Source organism: Pseudomonas sp. Pseusp10 (genome assembly GCF_059492225.1).
In genome coordinates this window covers 878,276-893,989 of the sequence record NZ_CP168528.1, presented here as the reverse complement: position 1 = coordinate 893,989, position 15,714 = coordinate 878,276, and the positions used below count along the sequence as shown (strand labels likewise).

At 61.0% G+C, this 15,714-nt stretch carries 14 protein-coding genes; 6 read left to right on the top strand and 8 right to left on the bottom strand.

Going from position 1 to position 15,714, the window contains the following annotated elements; all coding sequences use genetic code 11:
- Window positions 1-57: 57 nt before the first annotated feature.
- From ACEN8Z_RS04000 to ACEN8Z_RS03980, 5 genes are all read right to left on the bottom strand, one after another.
- Window positions 58-1,344 carry an OprD family porin gene (locus ACEN8Z_RS04000; protein ID WP_495596849.1) on the bottom strand — a complete coding sequence of 429 codons (1,287 nt, stop codon included), beginning with the start codon at window positions 1,342-1,344 and terminating at the stop codon, window positions 58-60.
- A gap of 259 nt (window positions 1,345-1,603) precedes the next feature.
- The gene (locus ACEN8Z_RS03995; protein ID WP_495596848.1) at window positions 1,604-2,275 is read right to left on the bottom strand and encodes a DsbA family protein; all 672 of its coding nucleotides are present in this window, start codon (window positions 2,273-2,275) and stop codon (window positions 1,604-1,606) included.
- A 295-nt stretch (window positions 2,276-2,570) separates the two neighbouring features.
- A complete protein-coding gene (locus tag ACEN8Z_RS03990; RefSeq protein ID WP_008003171.1) occupies window positions 2,571-2,783 on the bottom strand; it encodes a hypothetical protein in 213 nt (70 codons plus the stop codon).
- Between the two features lie 243 nt (window positions 2,784-3,026).
- A complete protein-coding gene (aguA, locus tag ACEN8Z_RS03985) occupies window positions 3,027-4,133 on the bottom strand; it encodes an agmatine deiminase (RefSeq protein ID WP_495596847.1) in 1,107 nt (368 codons plus the stop codon).
- 296 nt (window positions 4,134-4,429) lie between these two features.
- Window positions 4,430-7,342 carry an aminotransferase gene (locus ACEN8Z_RS03980; protein WP_495596846.1) on the bottom strand — a complete coding sequence of 971 codons (2,913 nt, stop codon included), beginning with the start codon at window positions 7,340-7,342 and terminating at the stop codon, window positions 4,430-4,432.
- A 156-nt stretch (window positions 7,343-7,498) separates the two neighbouring features.
- Here ACEN8Z_RS03980 and rfbC point away from each other — a divergent pair, with 156 nt between their 5' ends.
- The 4 genes from rfbC (at window position 7,499) to ACEN8Z_RS03960 (ending at window position 11,834) form a co-directional block, all read left to right on the top strand.
- The gene (gene rfbC / locus ACEN8Z_RS03975) at window positions 7,499-8,044 is read left to right on the top strand and encodes a dTDP-4-dehydrorhamnose 3,5-epimerase (protein WP_442097639.1); all 546 of its coding nucleotides are present in this window, start codon (window positions 7,499-7,501) and stop codon (window positions 8,042-8,044) included.
- Window positions 8,045-8,137: 93 nt separating this feature from the next.
- Entirely contained in the window at window positions 8,138-9,946 is a 1,809-nt protein-coding gene (locus tag ACEN8Z_RS03970; protein WP_495596845.1) for a sensor histidine kinase, read from the top strand.
- Window positions 9,943-11,337 (top strand): sigma-54-dependent transcriptional regulator, encoded by a 1,395-nt coding sequence (locus ACEN8Z_RS03965; protein ID WP_495596844.1) that lies wholly within the window; start codon window positions 9,943-9,945, stop codon window positions 11,335-11,337. The genes ACEN8Z_RS03970 and ACEN8Z_RS03965 overlap by 4 nt, the downstream gene beginning before the upstream one ends.
- Window positions 11,338-11,378: 41 nt before the next feature.
- A complete protein-coding gene (locus ACEN8Z_RS03960) occupies window positions 11,379-11,834 on the top strand; it encodes a YiiD C-terminal domain-containing protein (protein ID WP_008003181.1) in 456 nt (151 codons plus the stop codon).
- A 74-nt stretch (window positions 11,835-11,908) separates the two neighbouring features.
- Here ACEN8Z_RS03960 and cysQ read toward each other — a convergent pair whose 3' ends face one another.
- Window positions 11,909-12,736, bottom strand: a complete 828-nt coding sequence (gene cysQ, locus ACEN8Z_RS03955; RefSeq protein WP_495596843.1) for a 3'(2'),5'-bisphosphate nucleotidase CysQ — start codon at window positions 12,734-12,736, stop codon at window positions 11,909-11,911.
- Entirely contained in the window at window positions 12,733-13,299 is a 567-nt protein-coding gene (gene nudE / locus ACEN8Z_RS03950; protein ID WP_008003185.1) for an ADP compounds hydrolase NudE, read from the bottom strand. The genes cysQ and nudE overlap by 4 nt, the downstream gene beginning before the upstream one ends.
- An 88-nt stretch (window positions 13,300-13,387) precedes the next feature.
- On the opposite strand from nudE, the gene yrfG reads away from it, so the two are divergent.
- Complete coding sequence (gene yrfG / locus ACEN8Z_RS03945) at window positions 13,388-14,050, top strand: GMP/IMP nucleotidase (protein ID WP_495596842.1); 663 nt, start codon at window positions 13,388-13,390, stop codon at window positions 14,048-14,050.
- Window positions 14,051-14,171: 121 nt separating this feature from the next.
- On the opposite strand, the gene lysM is transcribed toward yrfG, so the two are convergent.
- Entirely contained in the window at window positions 14,172-14,612 is a 441-nt protein-coding gene (lysM, locus tag ACEN8Z_RS03940) for a peptidoglycan-binding protein LysM (protein WP_495596841.1), read from the bottom strand.
- A gap of 128 nt (window positions 14,613-14,740) precedes the next feature.
- Between lysM and ACEN8Z_RS03935 the strand changes: the two genes are divergently transcribed.
- Window positions 14,741-15,628, top strand: coding sequence for a LysR family transcriptional regulator (locus ACEN8Z_RS03935; protein WP_495596840.1), 888 nt, complete (start codon window positions 14,741-14,743; stop codon window positions 15,626-15,628).
- Window positions 15,629-15,714: the final 86 nt, after the last annotated feature.

Here is a 15,714-nt window from a genome sequence, read left to right as displayed (position 1 = left end):
AAAAGCCCCGAACCAGTCGGGGCTTTTTCTTTCAGGCCTCACTACCGCAACCCATCATCAGAAAATATTGATCGGGTAATCCACGAACACACGCACTTCGTTGCCGCTCACGTTGTACTCGCTCGACTTCTGCGACACGCGCAGGACCGAGCTGCGCAGTTTCACGCTGAGGTCTTTGGCCGGGCCGCTTTGGACGACGTATTTGATCTGGTTGAAGATCTCGCGCTCGGTGCCGCCTTCGCTGGTGGAGGTGGTGATGTTGTCACCGCGTACGTAGGCGAAGTTGTAGCTCAGGCCCGGTACACCGAAGGTGCTGAAGTCCAGGCCGTAGCCCAGCTGCCAGCTGCGTTCGTCTTCGGCGTTGAAGTCAGACCAGTAGGAGTTCGCCAGGTAGATGGTGTTGCCACCGTCGCCGATGCGACCTTGATCTTTCTGGTAGCCGCCGTAGGCGTAGCCCAGGTTGCTGTCACCGGTGCTGCGCTGGTGCGCGAGGGTGAACGAGTGTGGGCCGGTGATAAAGGTGGCCGCCAGGCTCCAGATTTTGTTGTCGTCGCCGGTGATAGCGTTTTCGCGAACGTAGGAATCTTCCAGCTTGGTGCGGTAGCCGTTGAAGTCCAGGGTCAGGGACTGATCCTTGTCGATCGGGAACACGTAGTTGGCGTTCACGTATTGTTTCTTCAGCACGTCTTCGACGTCGGAAGCGTACAGCGCGGCCTTGAATTGCTCGGTGAACTGGTAGCTACCGCCCAATACGTTGATCGACTTCAAGCCACCGCTGTCACGGCCTTCGGCGCTTTTACGCGATTCGGCGGTGAAGCGACCGGCGTCCAGTTGCAGGCCTTTGATCTCCCTGGAGGTGATCAGGGTACCGGTGTAGCTTTCCGGCAGCAGGCGCGAGTTGTCGTAGCTCAGCACCGGCAGGGCCGGCATCTGGTCGCCGTAAGTCAGGGTGGTGCTGGACAGGCGGAACTTGATCGCTGCGCCGCCCTTGGACAAGTCGTCCGCCGGCTGGCCGCTGTCGCCCTTTTTGAAGAAATCGATACCTTGCGCGCCGCTACGGTCTTCACTGCGCTCCAGGTTCAGTGCGTACAGACCGAAAGCGTCCACACCCACACCCACAGTGCCTTGGGTGAAGCCGGACGAGAACGTGCCGATGGCTGCCTGGCCCCACTCGGATTTATCCGGGTTGCCGTCTTTGAAGTCACGGTTGATGTAGGCGTTGCGCAGCAGCACTTTGAGGCTGCTGTCTTCAACAAAACCCTTGGATTGGGCCTGGTCGTTCGCCATGGCCTGTGTAGCGCTCAAAATCCCCAGTGCGATCAGGCTGATTCGCTTGTTCAACATTTTATTTTTTCCTTGATACGGTTGATACGCGCTGTGTCGAACGGCCGAAACGGCGCTATTGCGCTCTTATTTCAAGGCGAAAACAAAAAGGCCCGCCCACGATTTCTCGCGGCGGGCCTTTTATTGTTTTTGAGTCGTGGCGGTCGGCCACAGGCGTTGGGCCGAATCGTAGCTGCGCTCTCAATGACGTGTCAATTTCATGAATCTTCTAGAAACAGGTAAAAATCGTCTAAGAAATTACTTTACGCGGCAGGAATATTCAATCAATGCAGCTATCGAGACCACAAGCTGCTACCGAATTGAATGGCCCCTGATCGGGCAGCGACTGACCCAGCCACTGCGCAAATGCCTGGGGCTTGCCCAGCCACGGCCCGATATCGATCAAATTGAATTGGTCATTGTGCTCAAGTGCCAGGGTCGGAAAACCCTGCCCGCCCACCTTGGCCAGAAGCGCCCGGCTGTTCCTGATGTGGCCTTCGGTGTCGGCCGCCATGAAGGCTCTTTCGAAGGCTTGACGGTCCAGCCCCATGCCCAGGGCCAGTTCGAACAGTACCGATTCGTCGGCGATGCGGCGCCCCTCCACGTAGTGAGCACTTTGCAAACGCCCCAACAACTCCAGCCCGCGACCTGCCATTTGCTCGGCAGCCAGTACCGCAGCGATGGGTGGAGCCGAGTCGAACAAGGCGGTGTGATCTCGCAGTAATCCTTCGAAATAGGCTTCACCGAACGGCTGCCCGCTGTATTCGGCGATGCGCCGGTCATGAGGTAAGACGTAACTGCGCAGTTGTGGCGAAACCTTTTGCCGATTGGCCCCCGTCATCATGCCGCCGCCGTGGGCAATCACGGGCAGCACAGCCTGGGCGGCCTGCACCAGCGGTTTGGCGCCGTAGCACCAACCGCACAACGGGTCGTAGATGTAATGCAGAATCATGGGCAAGCTCCGACAGACATTCAGGAAAATTCGATGTCGGCAGATTAGTGCCGCAGCGCTCCCTGAAAAACGCCGGATTGGCTTTCAGTCTGTTGCTTGAATCGGTCGAATGGTTGCCTGTGGGAATCAGCCTGTTCGCGATAGCGGTGGGTCAGTCGATATAAATGCTGACTGGTCGGGCGCCATCGCGAGCAAGCTCGCTCCCACAGGGACCGGGGTTGTCTACAAAATCTGCGCAAAAAAAAGCGCTGCCATCCCGGCAGCGCTTTTCTTGATCAATCCGTTGTTGTTCTTCTTATCCTTCCATCACATCCCACAACGCATCCAGTTCCGCCTCGCTGAATAAACCAGCAGGGTAACGCTCGATCATCGTCCGGCGCGGATCAGTTTCGCTGATCTGACGCATTCCATTGGACTTGAACCAGTGCGCCAGGATCTGGAGCGATTCGCTGTTGACTGCCAGGGGATGCAACGCCTTTTCGCCCACAACATTCACTTCGGCGTTCATTTAAGCGCTCTCTCCCGGTTTGTGAGCGGCTAACTTATCCAAGGTTTATGACAGAACATCGAAGTCCTCTCCCTCCCCGAGTTACAACAGCAGAGATACAAGAGCTGTGCCAAGGTTTCTGAATGTGGCCAGGCGGATACAAAAAAGCCCGCAGCCCTTTAGGGCTGCGGGCTCTGCGCAACGCAGGAGGCAGATCGACAGCCTGAGCGATTTCGCAATCAACTCAAGCTGTTACGACCGCACTCACTCCTTGTGCGGCGCGGGTTGCTGCTGGGTAAGGCAGTGAATGTTGCCGCCCCCCAGTAACAGTTCACGACCAGGCACCATTACCACTTCATGCTGTGGGAACAGGCTCTGCAAGATTTCCCTGGCCGGGCCATCCTGCGGGTCGTCAAAGCTCGGTGCGATGATGCCGCCGTTGACGATCAGGAAGTTCACGTAGGAACCGGCCAGACGAACGCTAGGGTTGCGCTCCTGCGTACCATCCACCGGGTCGACACCGGCGCACTCTTCCTCGGTCGCAAACAGCGGACCCGGGATCGGCATTTTGTGCACCTTGAACGGGCGGCCCTTGGCGTCGGTGCTGCTTTGCAGCACTTTCATCGCCGCCTGGCAGCGCGGGTAGTTCGGGTCCTGCGGATCATCGGTCCAGGCCAGCAGCACTTCACCCGGACGCACGTAGCAGCAGAAGTTATCCACATGGCCGTCGGTTTCGTCGTTGAACAAGCCATCCGGCAGCCAGATGATTTTATCCACAGCCAGGTTCGCACTCAGGACCGCTTCGATTTCTTCGCGGTTCATGTGCGGGTTGCGATTGCGGTTGAGCAGGCATTCTTCGGTGGTGATCAGCGTGCCTTCGCCATCGACGTGAATCGAACCGCCTTCAAGTACGAAGCCTTCGGTGCGGTAACGCGGGCTGCGCTCGATCTCGAGGATCTTGCCACCGACCTGCGAATCACGGTTCCACGGCGAATACAGACCGCCGTCAAAACCGCCCCAGGCATTGAAGTCCCAGTTCACGCCACGGACTTCGCCACTGTTATTGATGACGAAGGTCGGACCGGAGTCGCGAACCCAGGCGTCGTCGCTGGACATTTCCACTACGCGAATATTCGGCACGTCCAGACGGGCACGGGCGTTTTCGTACTGGCCGGCGGAAACCGCCACGGTCACCGGTTCGAAACGGGCGATGGCCTTGGCCACTGCCACGTGCGCGGCTTGTGCCGGTTTGCCACCCAGGCGCCAGTTGTCCGGGCGCTCGGGCCAGATCATCCAGGTCTGGGTTTGGGGTGCCCACTCGGCTGGCATGTAGAAGCCGTCGGCGCGAGGGGTGCTGTTCAAAGTGGTCATGGATCAGGACTCCAGGGGTGGCGTTGATGCCTGACAGAAAAGAAGCGCATGGGTACACGCCGTGGGCAATGGCGACTTTATATCCGATAAATATCGACTTTTGAAGCACCATCAATCCGCAGTTACAAAAATAGTCGACAGAAAGCCGATATCAATCGAACTACACCCCCTACCCCATGTGGGAGCGGGCTTGCTCGCGAAGAGGGCGGTACATCCGACGCCAATATTGAGCCTGGAATGCCGCTTTCGCGAGCAAGCCCGCTCCCACATTGGGCCGCATTTACAGAGGGAGGTGTTTACAGCCCTTCCGCAAGCACCTTCGACAGCATGTCCACGAAGAAATCCACGCTCTGGCGCGAGGTGACCATCGGCGGTTTGATCTTGAGGATGTTCAGGTAATCGCCGGTCGGCTGCATGAAGATCCCCAGCTCACGCAAGCGATCGCACAGTGCCGTGGTTTCTTCGGTGGCCGGCTCCAGGGTTTCGCGGTTGCGGATCAGTTCGACGCCCAGGTAGAAACCGGAACCGTGCACCGCGCCCACTAACGGATGAATATCGATCAACGCTTCGAGGCGCTGCTTGAAGTGGCCGCCAACGACCTGGGCGTTCTCCCAGAGTTTTTCCTCTTCCATCACATCCAGCACGGCCATGCCGACCTGGCAACTCACCGGGCTGCCGCCAGCGGAGGAGAAGAAGTAACCCTCGGCCTCGAGCGCCTCGGCGATTTCCCGGCGGGTGATGACCGCGCCCAGTGGCTGGCCGTTGCCCATGCCCTTGGCCATGGTGATGATGTCCGGCACCACGCCTTGCTCTTCGAAGCCCCAGAAGAAATCACCCATGCGTCCGTAACCGACCTGCACTTCGTCGGCGATGCACACGCCGCCCCGGGCCCGGACCATGCCATAGACTTGTTTCAAATAGCCCGGTGGCAGCGAGATACCGCCGGCATTGCCGTACACCGGTTCGCAGATGAAACCGGCCAGTTGGCGTTCCTGCCCGGCGATTTTCGCCAGGTTGTGCTCGACGCTGCGCACATAATCCGGCGCGCTGTCGGGGCCGCGGAATTCACCGCGATAGGTGTTTGGCGCGGTCACCGGGTGCACCCAGTCCGGGCGGCTGCTCAAGGCCTTGGGGTTGTCGGCGATCGAGGTCGACACCGAGTCTGCGCCAACCGTCCAGCCGTGATAGGCCTCCAGCACGCTGAGCATGTCTCGGCCGCCGCTGTAGGCCCACGCAAGGCGAATCGCCAGGTCGTTGGCCTCGCTCCCGCTGTTGACCAGGAACACCCGATCCATGCCGTCCGGGGACAGCTTCAGCAAACGCTCGGAGAACTCGGCCACGGCTGCGTAGTTGAAGCGCGAGTTGGTGTTGAGCAATGACCACTGGCGGCTGGCGACGGCGGCCATGCGTGGATGGCCGTGACCCAATACCGCAACGTTGTTGAGCATGTCGAGGTAGGAGCGGCCCTGCATGTCGATCAGATGGTTGCGCCAGCCACGCTCGATGCGCGGCGGATCAACGTAATAGTGCTTTTGCGTACGGGCAAAGCTGGCATCGCGCCGGGCCAACAGGGTCGGTCCGTCAAGCTCGGCTTCGGCATCACAGGCCAGCCCCAGCAACGCGGCCGGCGAAGGGCACAACGCTTGCCAGGCCGCCGCGCGCGAAGGCGTACAGAACAGTGGTGCATCAATCGACGCGCCACGGCACAACTGCACGATCAAAGGCCCGCTGACCGAACCCAGTACCTGGCCTTTGACCAGTGCCGCGCCGCTGTGCAGCGACGGTGTGACGCCCCAAAGCCGCACACTCAATTGCGGGCCGTCCAGTTGCAGCACGCCCGTCGATGGGTAATGCACCACCCCGGCAAACGGCGCTTCGACCGCCGTACCCTGAGGCACACGCAACTCGACGTGCAACGGGCAAGTGTCCGGTTCAGTGGCGCTGTCCGGGCGGGTATGGGACAGGCGGTATTGTCCGTAGCGGCTGGCCGCCAGGCCATGTGCCGCGGCAGCTTCATCCAGCAGGCGCTGGTCGACGCCCGCCTGCTCCCAGTTCCCGGCCTCGAAATGCGGACTGAGCACGCCCAGGTCGATCAAGGCGAACTCACGCCCCACCAGGCTCGGCAACAGTGGCGCGAAGCCTTCGCTGCCGATGGCTGGCAGGTTCTGGCCGACGGCCGTGAGGATTGCCGCTTCCATCAACGCCAACGGCACCGACGTGGCCACACGGAAGATTTCCCATTCATGGACCAGGTTGTCGCGGCTGTAGGCATTGCCCGGATCGATGCTGACCTGCTGTTCGCCACTGAGCACCAGCACCGCCGCCCGGGCCACGATCAGCGGCCACAGCGCCAGCAGCTCTTCGTGTTGCAACGGGTTGACCGCGTGATACGCCTGGATTGCCGGCAAAATGCACAACGGATCGCCCTCTCCATGATGCAGCAGCGCAGCGCAAGTCACCGACAGATCGGTAATGCGCCAGGTACGCACCAGGTCGCCGAAATCAATCACGCCTTGCAGCTGCCAATGGCGTTGCGCATCGCGCTGCCACACCACGTTGTCGTCGGTGATGTCCATATGAATGGCCTGCACCGGAAGTTTGTCTTCCAGTGGCTGCAAATGCCGCTCGGCTTGTCCGGACGCTTCGACGATCAGTTTGCGCTGGGTTTCATCCTTGATCACCGGCAGCAAGTGCGCGATCAAGGCATGGGCATGGCGGGCGTCCCACTGCAGGGTTCGCTCCAGACCCGGATGGTCGAAATCCGCCAGGGCCAGGTCCATCTCGCCGCACAGGCGGCCGAAACCGGCCACCACCGTACGACTGAAATGCCCGAGGCTCGTCAAGGGCTGGCCTTCGATGTAATCGAGCAGTCGCACATGCACCGCCTGGCCACCCACCTCCAGTGACAGCAGGTCCGCACCGTTTTTTGCCGGCATCACCCGCGGCACATGCACTTGCGGGTGTCCATCCAGATGCTTGAGGCCGGCGTGCTGGGCTTGAATCTCCAGCGCGGAATAATCGCCACGGCAGATTTTCAGGACAAAACGCCCCCGTTCGCTGTCGACGCGGTAGTTCAGGTCTTGCTGGCTGCCAAGGGCCTGCAACCTGCCGCTGAACCCGTAATGTTCTTCCAGCAGTTCTAGCGCCTGCTCCGCAGACACCTGCGGGCTGGGCAAACTGGCGCGATGAATCAACGTGGCAAGCGGCATACAACGACCCCTGAAATTTTATTAGGCGCCTATATCGCCACTGCTTCGGGCGATACGCAACCCCCCGCAAGCCGGTATGGGTGTTCTGCTACTCGCCTCGAATGGCACTTTGCGCAAGAATGGCGGCCATCAAACGCCTGTTACTGGAGAATCACCATGAATGTAGTGACCACCGACCTGCCCGGTGTTCTGATCCTTGAACCCAAGGTCTTTGGTGACGAACGTGGTTTCTTCTACGAAAGCTTCAACGCCAGGGCCTTCAAAGAGGCCACCGGACTCGACACTGATTTCGTTCAAGACAATCACTCCCGTTCGCAGAAGGGCGTGCTGCGCGGTCTGCATTACCAACTGGAAAATACCCAGGGAAAACTGGTTCGCGTCACGGTCGGTGAAGTGCTGGACGTCGCCGTGGACATACGCCGCAGCTCGCCGCACTTCGGTAAATGGGTCGCCGTGCGCCTGTCTGCCGACAATCATCGCCAGCTCTGGGTCCCGGAAGGTTTCGCCCATGGGTTCGTGGTCTTGAGCGAATTTGCCGAGTTTCTTTACAAAACCACCGACTACTACACGCCATCGGCCGAGCGCAGTATTCGCTGGGACGACCCGGACCTGGCCATCGACTGGCAATTGGACGCAGCACCGCAGTTGTCGGCAAAAGATCAGGCCGGCGTATTTTTCAAGGACGCCGACGTCTTTGCCTGATAGGCCGGCTGAAGCTCGCCTATCAAGATGCACCTGACCCAAGGCGGGCAAGCCTAGGCATAATGCGCCTGTACCCACAGGCGCATGCTGCTTATGAAACCGACCCTCCCCCCCAGACCCCGCTGGCGCAGCCTGGCCCTGCTGGCACTGTGCCTGGCGCCATTGCTGTGGCCGCTGGAGCATCTTGCCGAGCGCTATTACCGCAGCGAACTGGCCAGTCAGAATCGTCAGACCCTCGACCTCTACGTCGCCAACCTGTTGGGTACCCTGCACCGCTATGAAGTGTTACCGCAGATCCTCGGCGACCTGCCGGCTCTACGCGCGGTTCTCGGCGCACCGGACGATGGCGTCACCCAGGGCAATGCCAACCGCCTGCTGAAAAACATCGCCACCCAGACCGGTGCCGAAGTCATGTACCTGATGGATGTCACCGGCAAGACCCTGGCCGCCTCCAACTGGGACAAGCACGACAGTTTTGTCGGGCGCAATTTTTCCTTCCGGCCATATTTCAGCGAAGCCATGGCCGGACAGCTCGGGCGCTTTTTCGGGCTGGGCACCACCTCCGCCAAGCGCGGTTACTTCTTCGCCGCCGGTGTGCGCGATGGCGAGAAAATCGTCGGCGTGCTGGTGGTCAAGGTCGACCTCGACCACACCGAAAGCCTGTGGGGCAAGACCCCGGAACAACTGCTGCTGACCGACCACAACGGCGTCGTCATTCTCACGTCGCGACCGGAGTGGCGATTCCGCTCGACCCGCCCGTTGAACGAGGAAGAAAGCAAAGCCATCACCGCGATTCAACCCTACCCGACCCGCGAGCCAAAACCGCTGGAGCTCAATCCCGATGCCTGGCTGACCCAGACCCGGCAGATCGCCGAAACCGGCTGGAATGTCAGCATCCTCGCCCCGCGTACCTTGATCGACCGCCCGGTGCGCACGGTGGTGGCCATTGGTGGTGCAACGCTTCTTGTGTTGATGCTGCTGCTTGGGCTGATGATGCAGCGCCGCCGTCATTACCTGGAACGCATTGCCTTTGAAGCCAAGGCCCGCCGTGAACTGGAAGGTCGGGTCGCCGAACGCACCAGCGATCTCGAAGGCCTGAATCGGCGCCTTAAACAGGAAGTACTGGAACGCGAACAGGCCCAGCAGGAGCTGGTACGCGCCCAGGATGATCTGGTGCAGGCCGGCAAATTGTCGGCACTGGGCACAATGTCGGCGAGCATCAGCCACGAACTCAATCAGCCGCTGGCAGCGATTCGCAGCTACGCGGAAAACGCCGAGGTGCTGCTCGACCACCAGCGCACCGACGATGCCCGCGGCAACCTCAAGCTGATCAGCGAATTGACCGGTCGCATGGCCTCGATCATCGCCCACCTGCGCGCCTTCGCCCGACGCGACCGGCACGCTCCGGAAAGCGTCGCCCTGCAACCGGCGCTGGATGATGCCCTGGCCCTGCTGGCCAAGCGTCGACGCAGCATGGACGTCGAACTGATCCGCGACTTGCCCGCCGCCACCCTGTGGGTCGAAGCCGGGGAAACCCGCCTGCGCCAGGTACTCGGCAATCTGCTGGCCAACGCCCTGGATGCCCTGACGGAGAAAGGCCCGCCACGTAAACTCTGGCTGAGTGCCCAATCCACGGCCGATGGCGTCAACCTGTACATTCGCGACAACGGCCCCGGCTTTTGCATGGAAGCCCTTGGGCGCGCCAGCGAGCCGTTCTACACCACCAAGACCCGAACCCAGGGCCTGGGTTTAGGGCTGGCAATTTGCGAAACCCTGATGCGCGCCTTCGGCGGTGAACTGTCGTTCGCCAACCACAAGGAGGGCGGCGCCCTGATTACCCTGAAGCTGCGCGCAGGCGCACCAGGCGTGAGCCTGCAACCGTCCGAGGACCGAAGTGCATGACCATCGACAACCGCATTCAGGTCGTGTTGATCGACGACGATCCCCACTTGCGCCAGGCCTTGAGCCAGACGCTGGATCTGGCGGGCCTGAAAATCCTGCCGCTGGCCGAAGCCAAGGGCCTGGCCGCACAACTTCAACGTGATTGGCCAGGGGTGGTGGTCAGCGACATCCGCATGCCCGGCATGGACGGTCTCGAACTGTTGACCGAACTGCACGCCCAGGACCCTGAGCTGCCGGTGCTGTTGATCACCGGCCACGGCGATGTGCCGCTGGCGGTGCAAGCTATGCGCGCCGGGGCTTATGACTTTCTGGAAAAGCCGTTTGCCAGCGACGCCCTGCTCGACAGCGTGCGCCGCGCGTTGGCCCTGCGCCGGCTGGTGCTGGACAACCGCAGCCTGCGGTTGGCCTTGAGTGACCGCAACGAGCTGAGCACACGACTGGTTGGCCAATCACCTTCGATGCTGCGCTTGCGCGAGCAGATTGGCGCCCTGGCGGCGACCAGGGCCGACGTGCTGATCCTCGGCGAAACCGGCGCGGGCAAAGAAGTCGTGGCCCGGGCGCTGCACGATTTATCAGGCCGTCGTAACGGACCGTTCGTGGCGATCAACGCCGGAGCCCTGGCCGAATCAGTGGTCGAAAGCGAACTGTTCGGCCACGAGCCCGGCGCCTTCACTGGTGCGCAGAAACGCCGCATCGGCAAGTTTGAATTCGCCAATGGCGGCACGCTATTCCTTGATGAAATCGAAAGCATGAGCCTGGATGTACAGGTCAAATTGCTGCGCTTGCTGCAGGAGCGTGTAGTCGAACGCCTGGGCGGCAATCAACTGATCCCCCTGGACATCCGCATCATCGCCGCGACCAAGGAAGACCTGCGCCAGGCAGCGGATCAAGGGCGCTTCCGTGCCGACTTGTATTACCGCCTGAACGTCGCGCCGCTGCGGATTCCACCCTTGCGCGAACGGGGCGAAGACGCGCTGATGCTGTTCCAGCATTTCGCCGATGAAGCCAGTGCCCGCCACGGCTTGCCGCCCCATGAACTGCAACCGGGACAACGAGCCTTGCTGCTTCGCCACACCTGGCCCGGCAACGTGCGCGAGCTGCAAAACGCGGCCGAGCGTTTTGCCCTCGGGCTGGAACTGGCCCTCGACAACAGCACGCCGCAAGGCGGCGCTGGCAATATGGCCGAAGTCGTCAGCGGCGGTTTGAGCGAGCAAGTGGAAAACTTCGAAAAAACGCTCATCGCCGCCGAACTGGCGCGCTCGCACAGCTCCGTGCGCAGCGTCGCCGAAGCCCTCGGCATTCCGCGCAAGACCCTGCACGACAAACTGCGCAAACACGGTTTGAGTTTCGCCGACAGTGGCGCCCCGGCCCACCCTGACGACCTCGACTGAGTTACCGTCCAATCATCCACTTCAAGCAAGAGGCCCCCTGAATGAGCCGCGACAGTCGACAACTGGAATCAGTCCTCCATCACGACATTCCCCTCACCCGGGACATGGGCCTCAAAGTGCTCGACTGGCATGACCAGCAACTGCGCCTGCACTTGCCGCTGGAAGCCAACGTCAACCACAAGAGCACCATGTTCGGCGGCAGCCTGTATTGCGGCGCGGTCCTGGCCGGTTGGGGCTGGCTGCATTTGCGACTCAAGGAAGAAGGGATTACAGACGGGCACATCGTGATTCAGGAAGGGCAGATCAGCTATCCACTGCCGGTGACGGGCGATGCCAACGCCATTTGCCAGGCGCCGGATCCGGTGATCTGGAAGAAATTCCTGACCACGTTCCAGCGATACAGCCGAGCGCGGTTGACCCTGCATACGCGGGTCGTCAATGAAGGCCGTGATGAGGATGCGGTGAGGTTTGTCGGGCAGTACGTGCTGCACCGCTGAATCGGGACCACCGCAAAACCTGTGGGAGCGAGCTTGCTCCCACAAGGATTTTGCATCAGCGCGTGGGAACGATCTTATGCGCGCGCCAATTCCAGCAACTTCTCCCGCCACGCCGCCTTCGCCGGCAACGCCAGAAAGAATCCATTCAACAGCGACTCCCGCGCCGGATAACTGAACGGCTCTCCGCTCAGCTCCAGCACTTCACCGCCGGCACCTTCCAGCACGCCTTGCGCCGCCGCCGTGTCCCACTGCGAAGTCGGTGCAAGGCGCGGATAGCAATCCGCCGCCCCTTCCGCCAGCAGGCAAAACTTCAGCGAACTGCCGATATTGGCCAGTTGCAGCTCGCCAAGGCTGGCGCTCAACCCGGCCAGTAACCGCTCCTGCTCCGGGCTCGAATGGCGACGGCTGGCCACCACGGTGAACGACTCGCCGGGCGTCGGGACGTCTCGCACCTGAATCGCCATCGGCGTGCCGCCCTTATCGCCACGCCACGCGCCGAGCCCGGCACCACCGACATAGAAACGCCCGTTGGTCGGCATCGACACCACGCCAAACACCACTCGACCGTTTTCGATCAGGGCGATGTTGACGGTGAACTCCTCGCTACCGCTGATGAACTCCTTGGTGCCATCCAGCGGATCGACCAGCCACCAGCGCTGCCATCCGGCCCGCACGCTTTGGGGAATATTGGCGTCCTCTTCGGAGAGCACCGGGATGCCCGGATCGAGCGCCGTCAGCCCGGCCAGAATCAGGTGGTGAGCGGCCAGGTCAGCAGCCGTGACCGGCGAATCATCAGCCTTCGCCGTGACGGCGGTGCCTGTGCGCCAGAACGGCAGGATCGCATCACCGGCCTGCAAGGCCAGTTCGATGACCGGCGCCATCAATGGATGCGGGAAATTCATGGCTGGAACGCTCCGCGCTGAGTCAACAGGTCTCGGGCCAGGTACAGCGCCGCCAAGGCACGGCCTTCGGTAAATTGCGGGTTTTGTGCCAGCGCCGAGAGCTCACGCAGATTGACCTTGTCCACCCGCATCGGCTCTGGCTCGTCGCCCTCCAGGCGCTCTTCGTAGAGGTCGGAGGCCAGTACCACCTGAATCTTCTGGCTCATGTAACCGGGGGACAGCGACAACTCGGTCAGGTGCTCCAGCTGCCGCGCGCCGAAACCAGCCTCTTCCTTGAGCTCACGCTCGGCCGCCGCCAACACGTCTTCGCCCGGTTCGATCAAGCCCTTGGGCAACGACATTTCATATTCATCCGTGCCGCCGCAATACTCCTCGACCAGCACCGCGTGCTCGGCATCGAGCATCGCCACGATCATCACCGCGCCGTACCCGGCACCCTTGCCGACCAGGCGTTCATACGTGCGCTCCACGCCATTGGAAAAACGCAGCTTCAGCTCTTCCACGCAGAACAATCGACTGGTAGCGACAATTTCGCGGGCGAGTATGGTGGGTTTCTGGCGCATGCAAAGCTCCTTGGCGTGAACGCGCTACTATAACGCGGCTTACCCGATTGTTTATGCCAGATATCTTTCTACCGCCCGAGACTTTGCCATGCCTTCATTACCCTGGTCCGACATCGATACCGTTCTGCTGGACATGGACGGCACGCTGCTGGACCTGCATTTCGACAACCACTTCTGGATGGAGCATCTGCCCCAGCGTTACGCCGAACTGCACGGGGTCAGCCGGGCCATGGCCGAGATGGAGTTGCAGCCGCTGTTCGAGCGCAATGCCGGCCAGTTGCAGTGGTACTGCCTGGATTTCTGGAGCGCCGAATTGAAGCTGTCGGTGCGCGACCTGAAACTGGAAACCGCGCACCTGATCGCCCTGCGCCCGGATGCCGATACCTTTCTGGCGGCGATCAAACAGGCCGGCAAGCGCGTGGTGCTGATCACCAATGCCCATCGGGATGCGCTGTCGTTGAAGCTGGAAAAAATCCAGCTGGCGCCCTACTTCGAACGTTTGATCAGCTCCCATGACTACGGTTTCCCCAAGGAAAACCCGCAGTTCTGGGATGCGCTGCAGGCCGATATCGATTTCGATCCGGCGCGCAGCCTGTTCATCGACGACACCTTGCCGATCCTGCGCAGCGCACGGGATTTCGGTGTAGCGCATTTGCTGGCCGTGCGCGAGCCGGATAGCCGCAAGGGGCCGAAGGACACCGCGGAGTTTGCAGCGGTCGGGGATTATCGGGATTTGATTACGGGGCTCTAGACCGAGTTGCCTGCAATCGCGAGCAAGCTCGCTCCCACATTGGAATTTCGGTGAACACAATATTTGCTCACGACGGAATTCAGTGTGGGAGCGAGCTTGCTCGCGATAGCGGTCTTGAAGATTACTCAGGAATCCGCAACGACTGCCCCGGATAAATCTTGTCCGGGTGCGCCAGCATCGGTTTGTTGGCTTCAAAAATCTTGTTGTACTTGTTGGCATTGCCATATACGGCCAAGGATATCGCGCTCAGGGTGTCGCCCTTTTTCACAACCACAAAACGCGCCGCAGCAACGACAGGCCCGGTCACGGTAATCTGATCATCCACGCTGCCAACCCCGGCGATGTTGCCCACCGCCAGCAGGATCTTCTCCTTCTCTTCCTGGCTCGCCACTTCGCCGGTCACCGTGACCTTGTCGCCATCGACCGCCGCTTGCACATTCGGATTACCCAGCCCGACCTTGCTGATGTGCGCCTTCAACTGCTCACTGGCATTGGCGTTGCCAGGCGTCAGCAAATCCAGCAGCTTTTCGCCTGCTTCTTTCACAAAGCTCAAAAGACTCATGGTGCACTCTCCTTGGGTTTCGGGTTCCGGACGCCAAAGCCTAGACCACGACCGTCACTTGCGATTCCAACCCGACCAATGACCCCGCTTGCGATAGAATCCGCACCTTCCCGCATCCTGGAGCGAAGATGGACATCAAGCAGCTGAAATTCCTCATCGCGCTCGACGAAACCCGCCATTTCGGCCAGGCCGCCGCACGCTGCCACATCACCCAGCCGACCCTGTCCATGCGTCTGCGCAGCCTCGAAGAAGAACTCGACCTGCCGCTGGTCAATCGTGGTCAGCGCTTCGAAGGTTTTACGGCACCGGGCGAGCGGGTGCTGGCCTGGGCGCGCACGGTGCTGGCGGCCTACGACGGTCTGTACGCCGAGGCGGCCGCCTGTCGCGGCAACCTGGTCGGAACCTTGCGTCTGGGTATGGTGCCACTGTCGAGTTTCGATCCGCTGCCGCTGCTGCAACGCCTGCACGGGGAACATCCGAACCTGCGCTTCGAACTCTCGGCATTGAGCTCCGAGCAGATTCTCGAACAACTGGCGAACAATCGCCTGGACCTCGGCGTTTCCTACCTGGAGCGCCTGGACGCCGAACATTTCGACTCCCTGGCTTTCAGCGAAACCCGCATGGGCCTGCTCTACGACCAACGCTTTTTCACCTTTGGCGAGGCGCCGCTGAGCTGGGAATCATTGATCGAACTGCCACTGGGCATGCTCACCAGCGGCATGCACTTTCGCCAGTCCATCGACCACAACTTCCACAGTCGCGGCCTCACCCCACAACCCTTGTTGCAGACCGATGCCGTCCATCAACTGTTACAAGCTGTGCACGGCGGCCTGTGTTGCGCCGTGATGCCATTGGACGGTGGCCTCGAAGGGCTGACCGAACACTTGCGCCTGCAACCCATCGAAAACGCCCAGACCCTTGGTCGGCTGGGGCTGATCATGCGTCGTAGCGCACCGCGATCGGCGCTGGCAGAGGCGTGCTTCGCGATTTATCAACAATCGCTGACGCGCGCCTGATCGACGGCGTCTATCGGCAGATCAGTACTAACGATTAGACGTGACAAGTTGTCACGCCTAGTCTTAAAGCTGATCAAACCGTCGGT

What these genes read in the sequence shown, in the direction of transcription:
- ACEN8Z_RS04000 (WP_495596849.1), bottom strand. Translation starts at nt 1,344, where the DNA reads ATGTTGAACAAGCGAATCAGCCTGATCGCACTGGGGATTTTGAGCGCT.
- ACEN8Z_RS03995 (WP_495596848.1), bottom strand. Translation starts at nt 2,275, where the DNA reads ATGATTCTGCATTACATCTACGACCCGTTGTGCGGTTGGTGCTACGGC.
- ACEN8Z_RS03990 (WP_008003171.1), bottom strand. Translation starts at nt 2,783, where the DNA reads ATGAACGCCGAAGTGAATGTTGTGGGCGAAAAGGCGTTGCATCCCCTG.
- aguA (WP_495596847.1), bottom strand. Translation starts at nt 4,133, where the DNA reads ATGACCACTTTGAACAGCACCCCTCGCGCCGACGGCTTCTACATGCCA.
- ACEN8Z_RS03980 (WP_495596846.1), bottom strand. Translation starts at nt 7,342, where the DNA reads ATGCCGCTTGCCACGTTGATTCATCGCGCCAGTTTGCCCAGCCCGCAG.
- rfbC (WP_442097639.1), top strand. Translation starts at nt 7,499, where the DNA reads ATGAATGTAGTGACCACCGACCTGCCCGGTGTTCTGATCCTTGAACCC.
- ACEN8Z_RS03970 (WP_495596845.1), top strand. Translation starts at nt 8,138, where the DNA reads ATGAAACCGACCCTCCCCCCCAGACCCCGCTGGCGCAGCCTGGCCCTG.
- ACEN8Z_RS03965 (WP_495596844.1), top strand. Translation starts at nt 9,943, where the DNA reads ATGACCATCGACAACCGCATTCAGGTCGTGTTGATCGACGACGATCCC.
- ACEN8Z_RS03960 (WP_008003181.1), top strand. Translation starts at nt 11,379, where the DNA reads ATGAGCCGCGACAGTCGACAACTGGAATCAGTCCTCCATCACGACATT.
- cysQ (WP_495596843.1), bottom strand. Translation starts at nt 12,736, where the DNA reads ATGAATTTCCCGCATCCATTGATGGCGCCGGTCATCGAACTGGCCTTG.
- nudE (WP_008003185.1), bottom strand. Translation starts at nt 13,299, where the DNA reads ATGCGCCAGAAACCCACCATACTCGCCCGCGAAATTGTCGCTACCAGT.
- yrfG (WP_495596842.1), top strand. Translation starts at nt 13,388, where the DNA reads ATGCCTTCATTACCCTGGTCCGACATCGATACCGTTCTGCTGGACATG.
- lysM (WP_495596841.1), bottom strand. Translation starts at nt 14,612, where the DNA reads ATGAGTCTTTTGAGCTTTGTGAAAGAAGCAGGCGAAAAGCTGCTGGAT.
- ACEN8Z_RS03935 (WP_495596840.1), top strand. Translation starts at nt 14,741, where the DNA reads ATGGACATCAAGCAGCTGAAATTCCTCATCGCGCTCGACGAAACCCGC.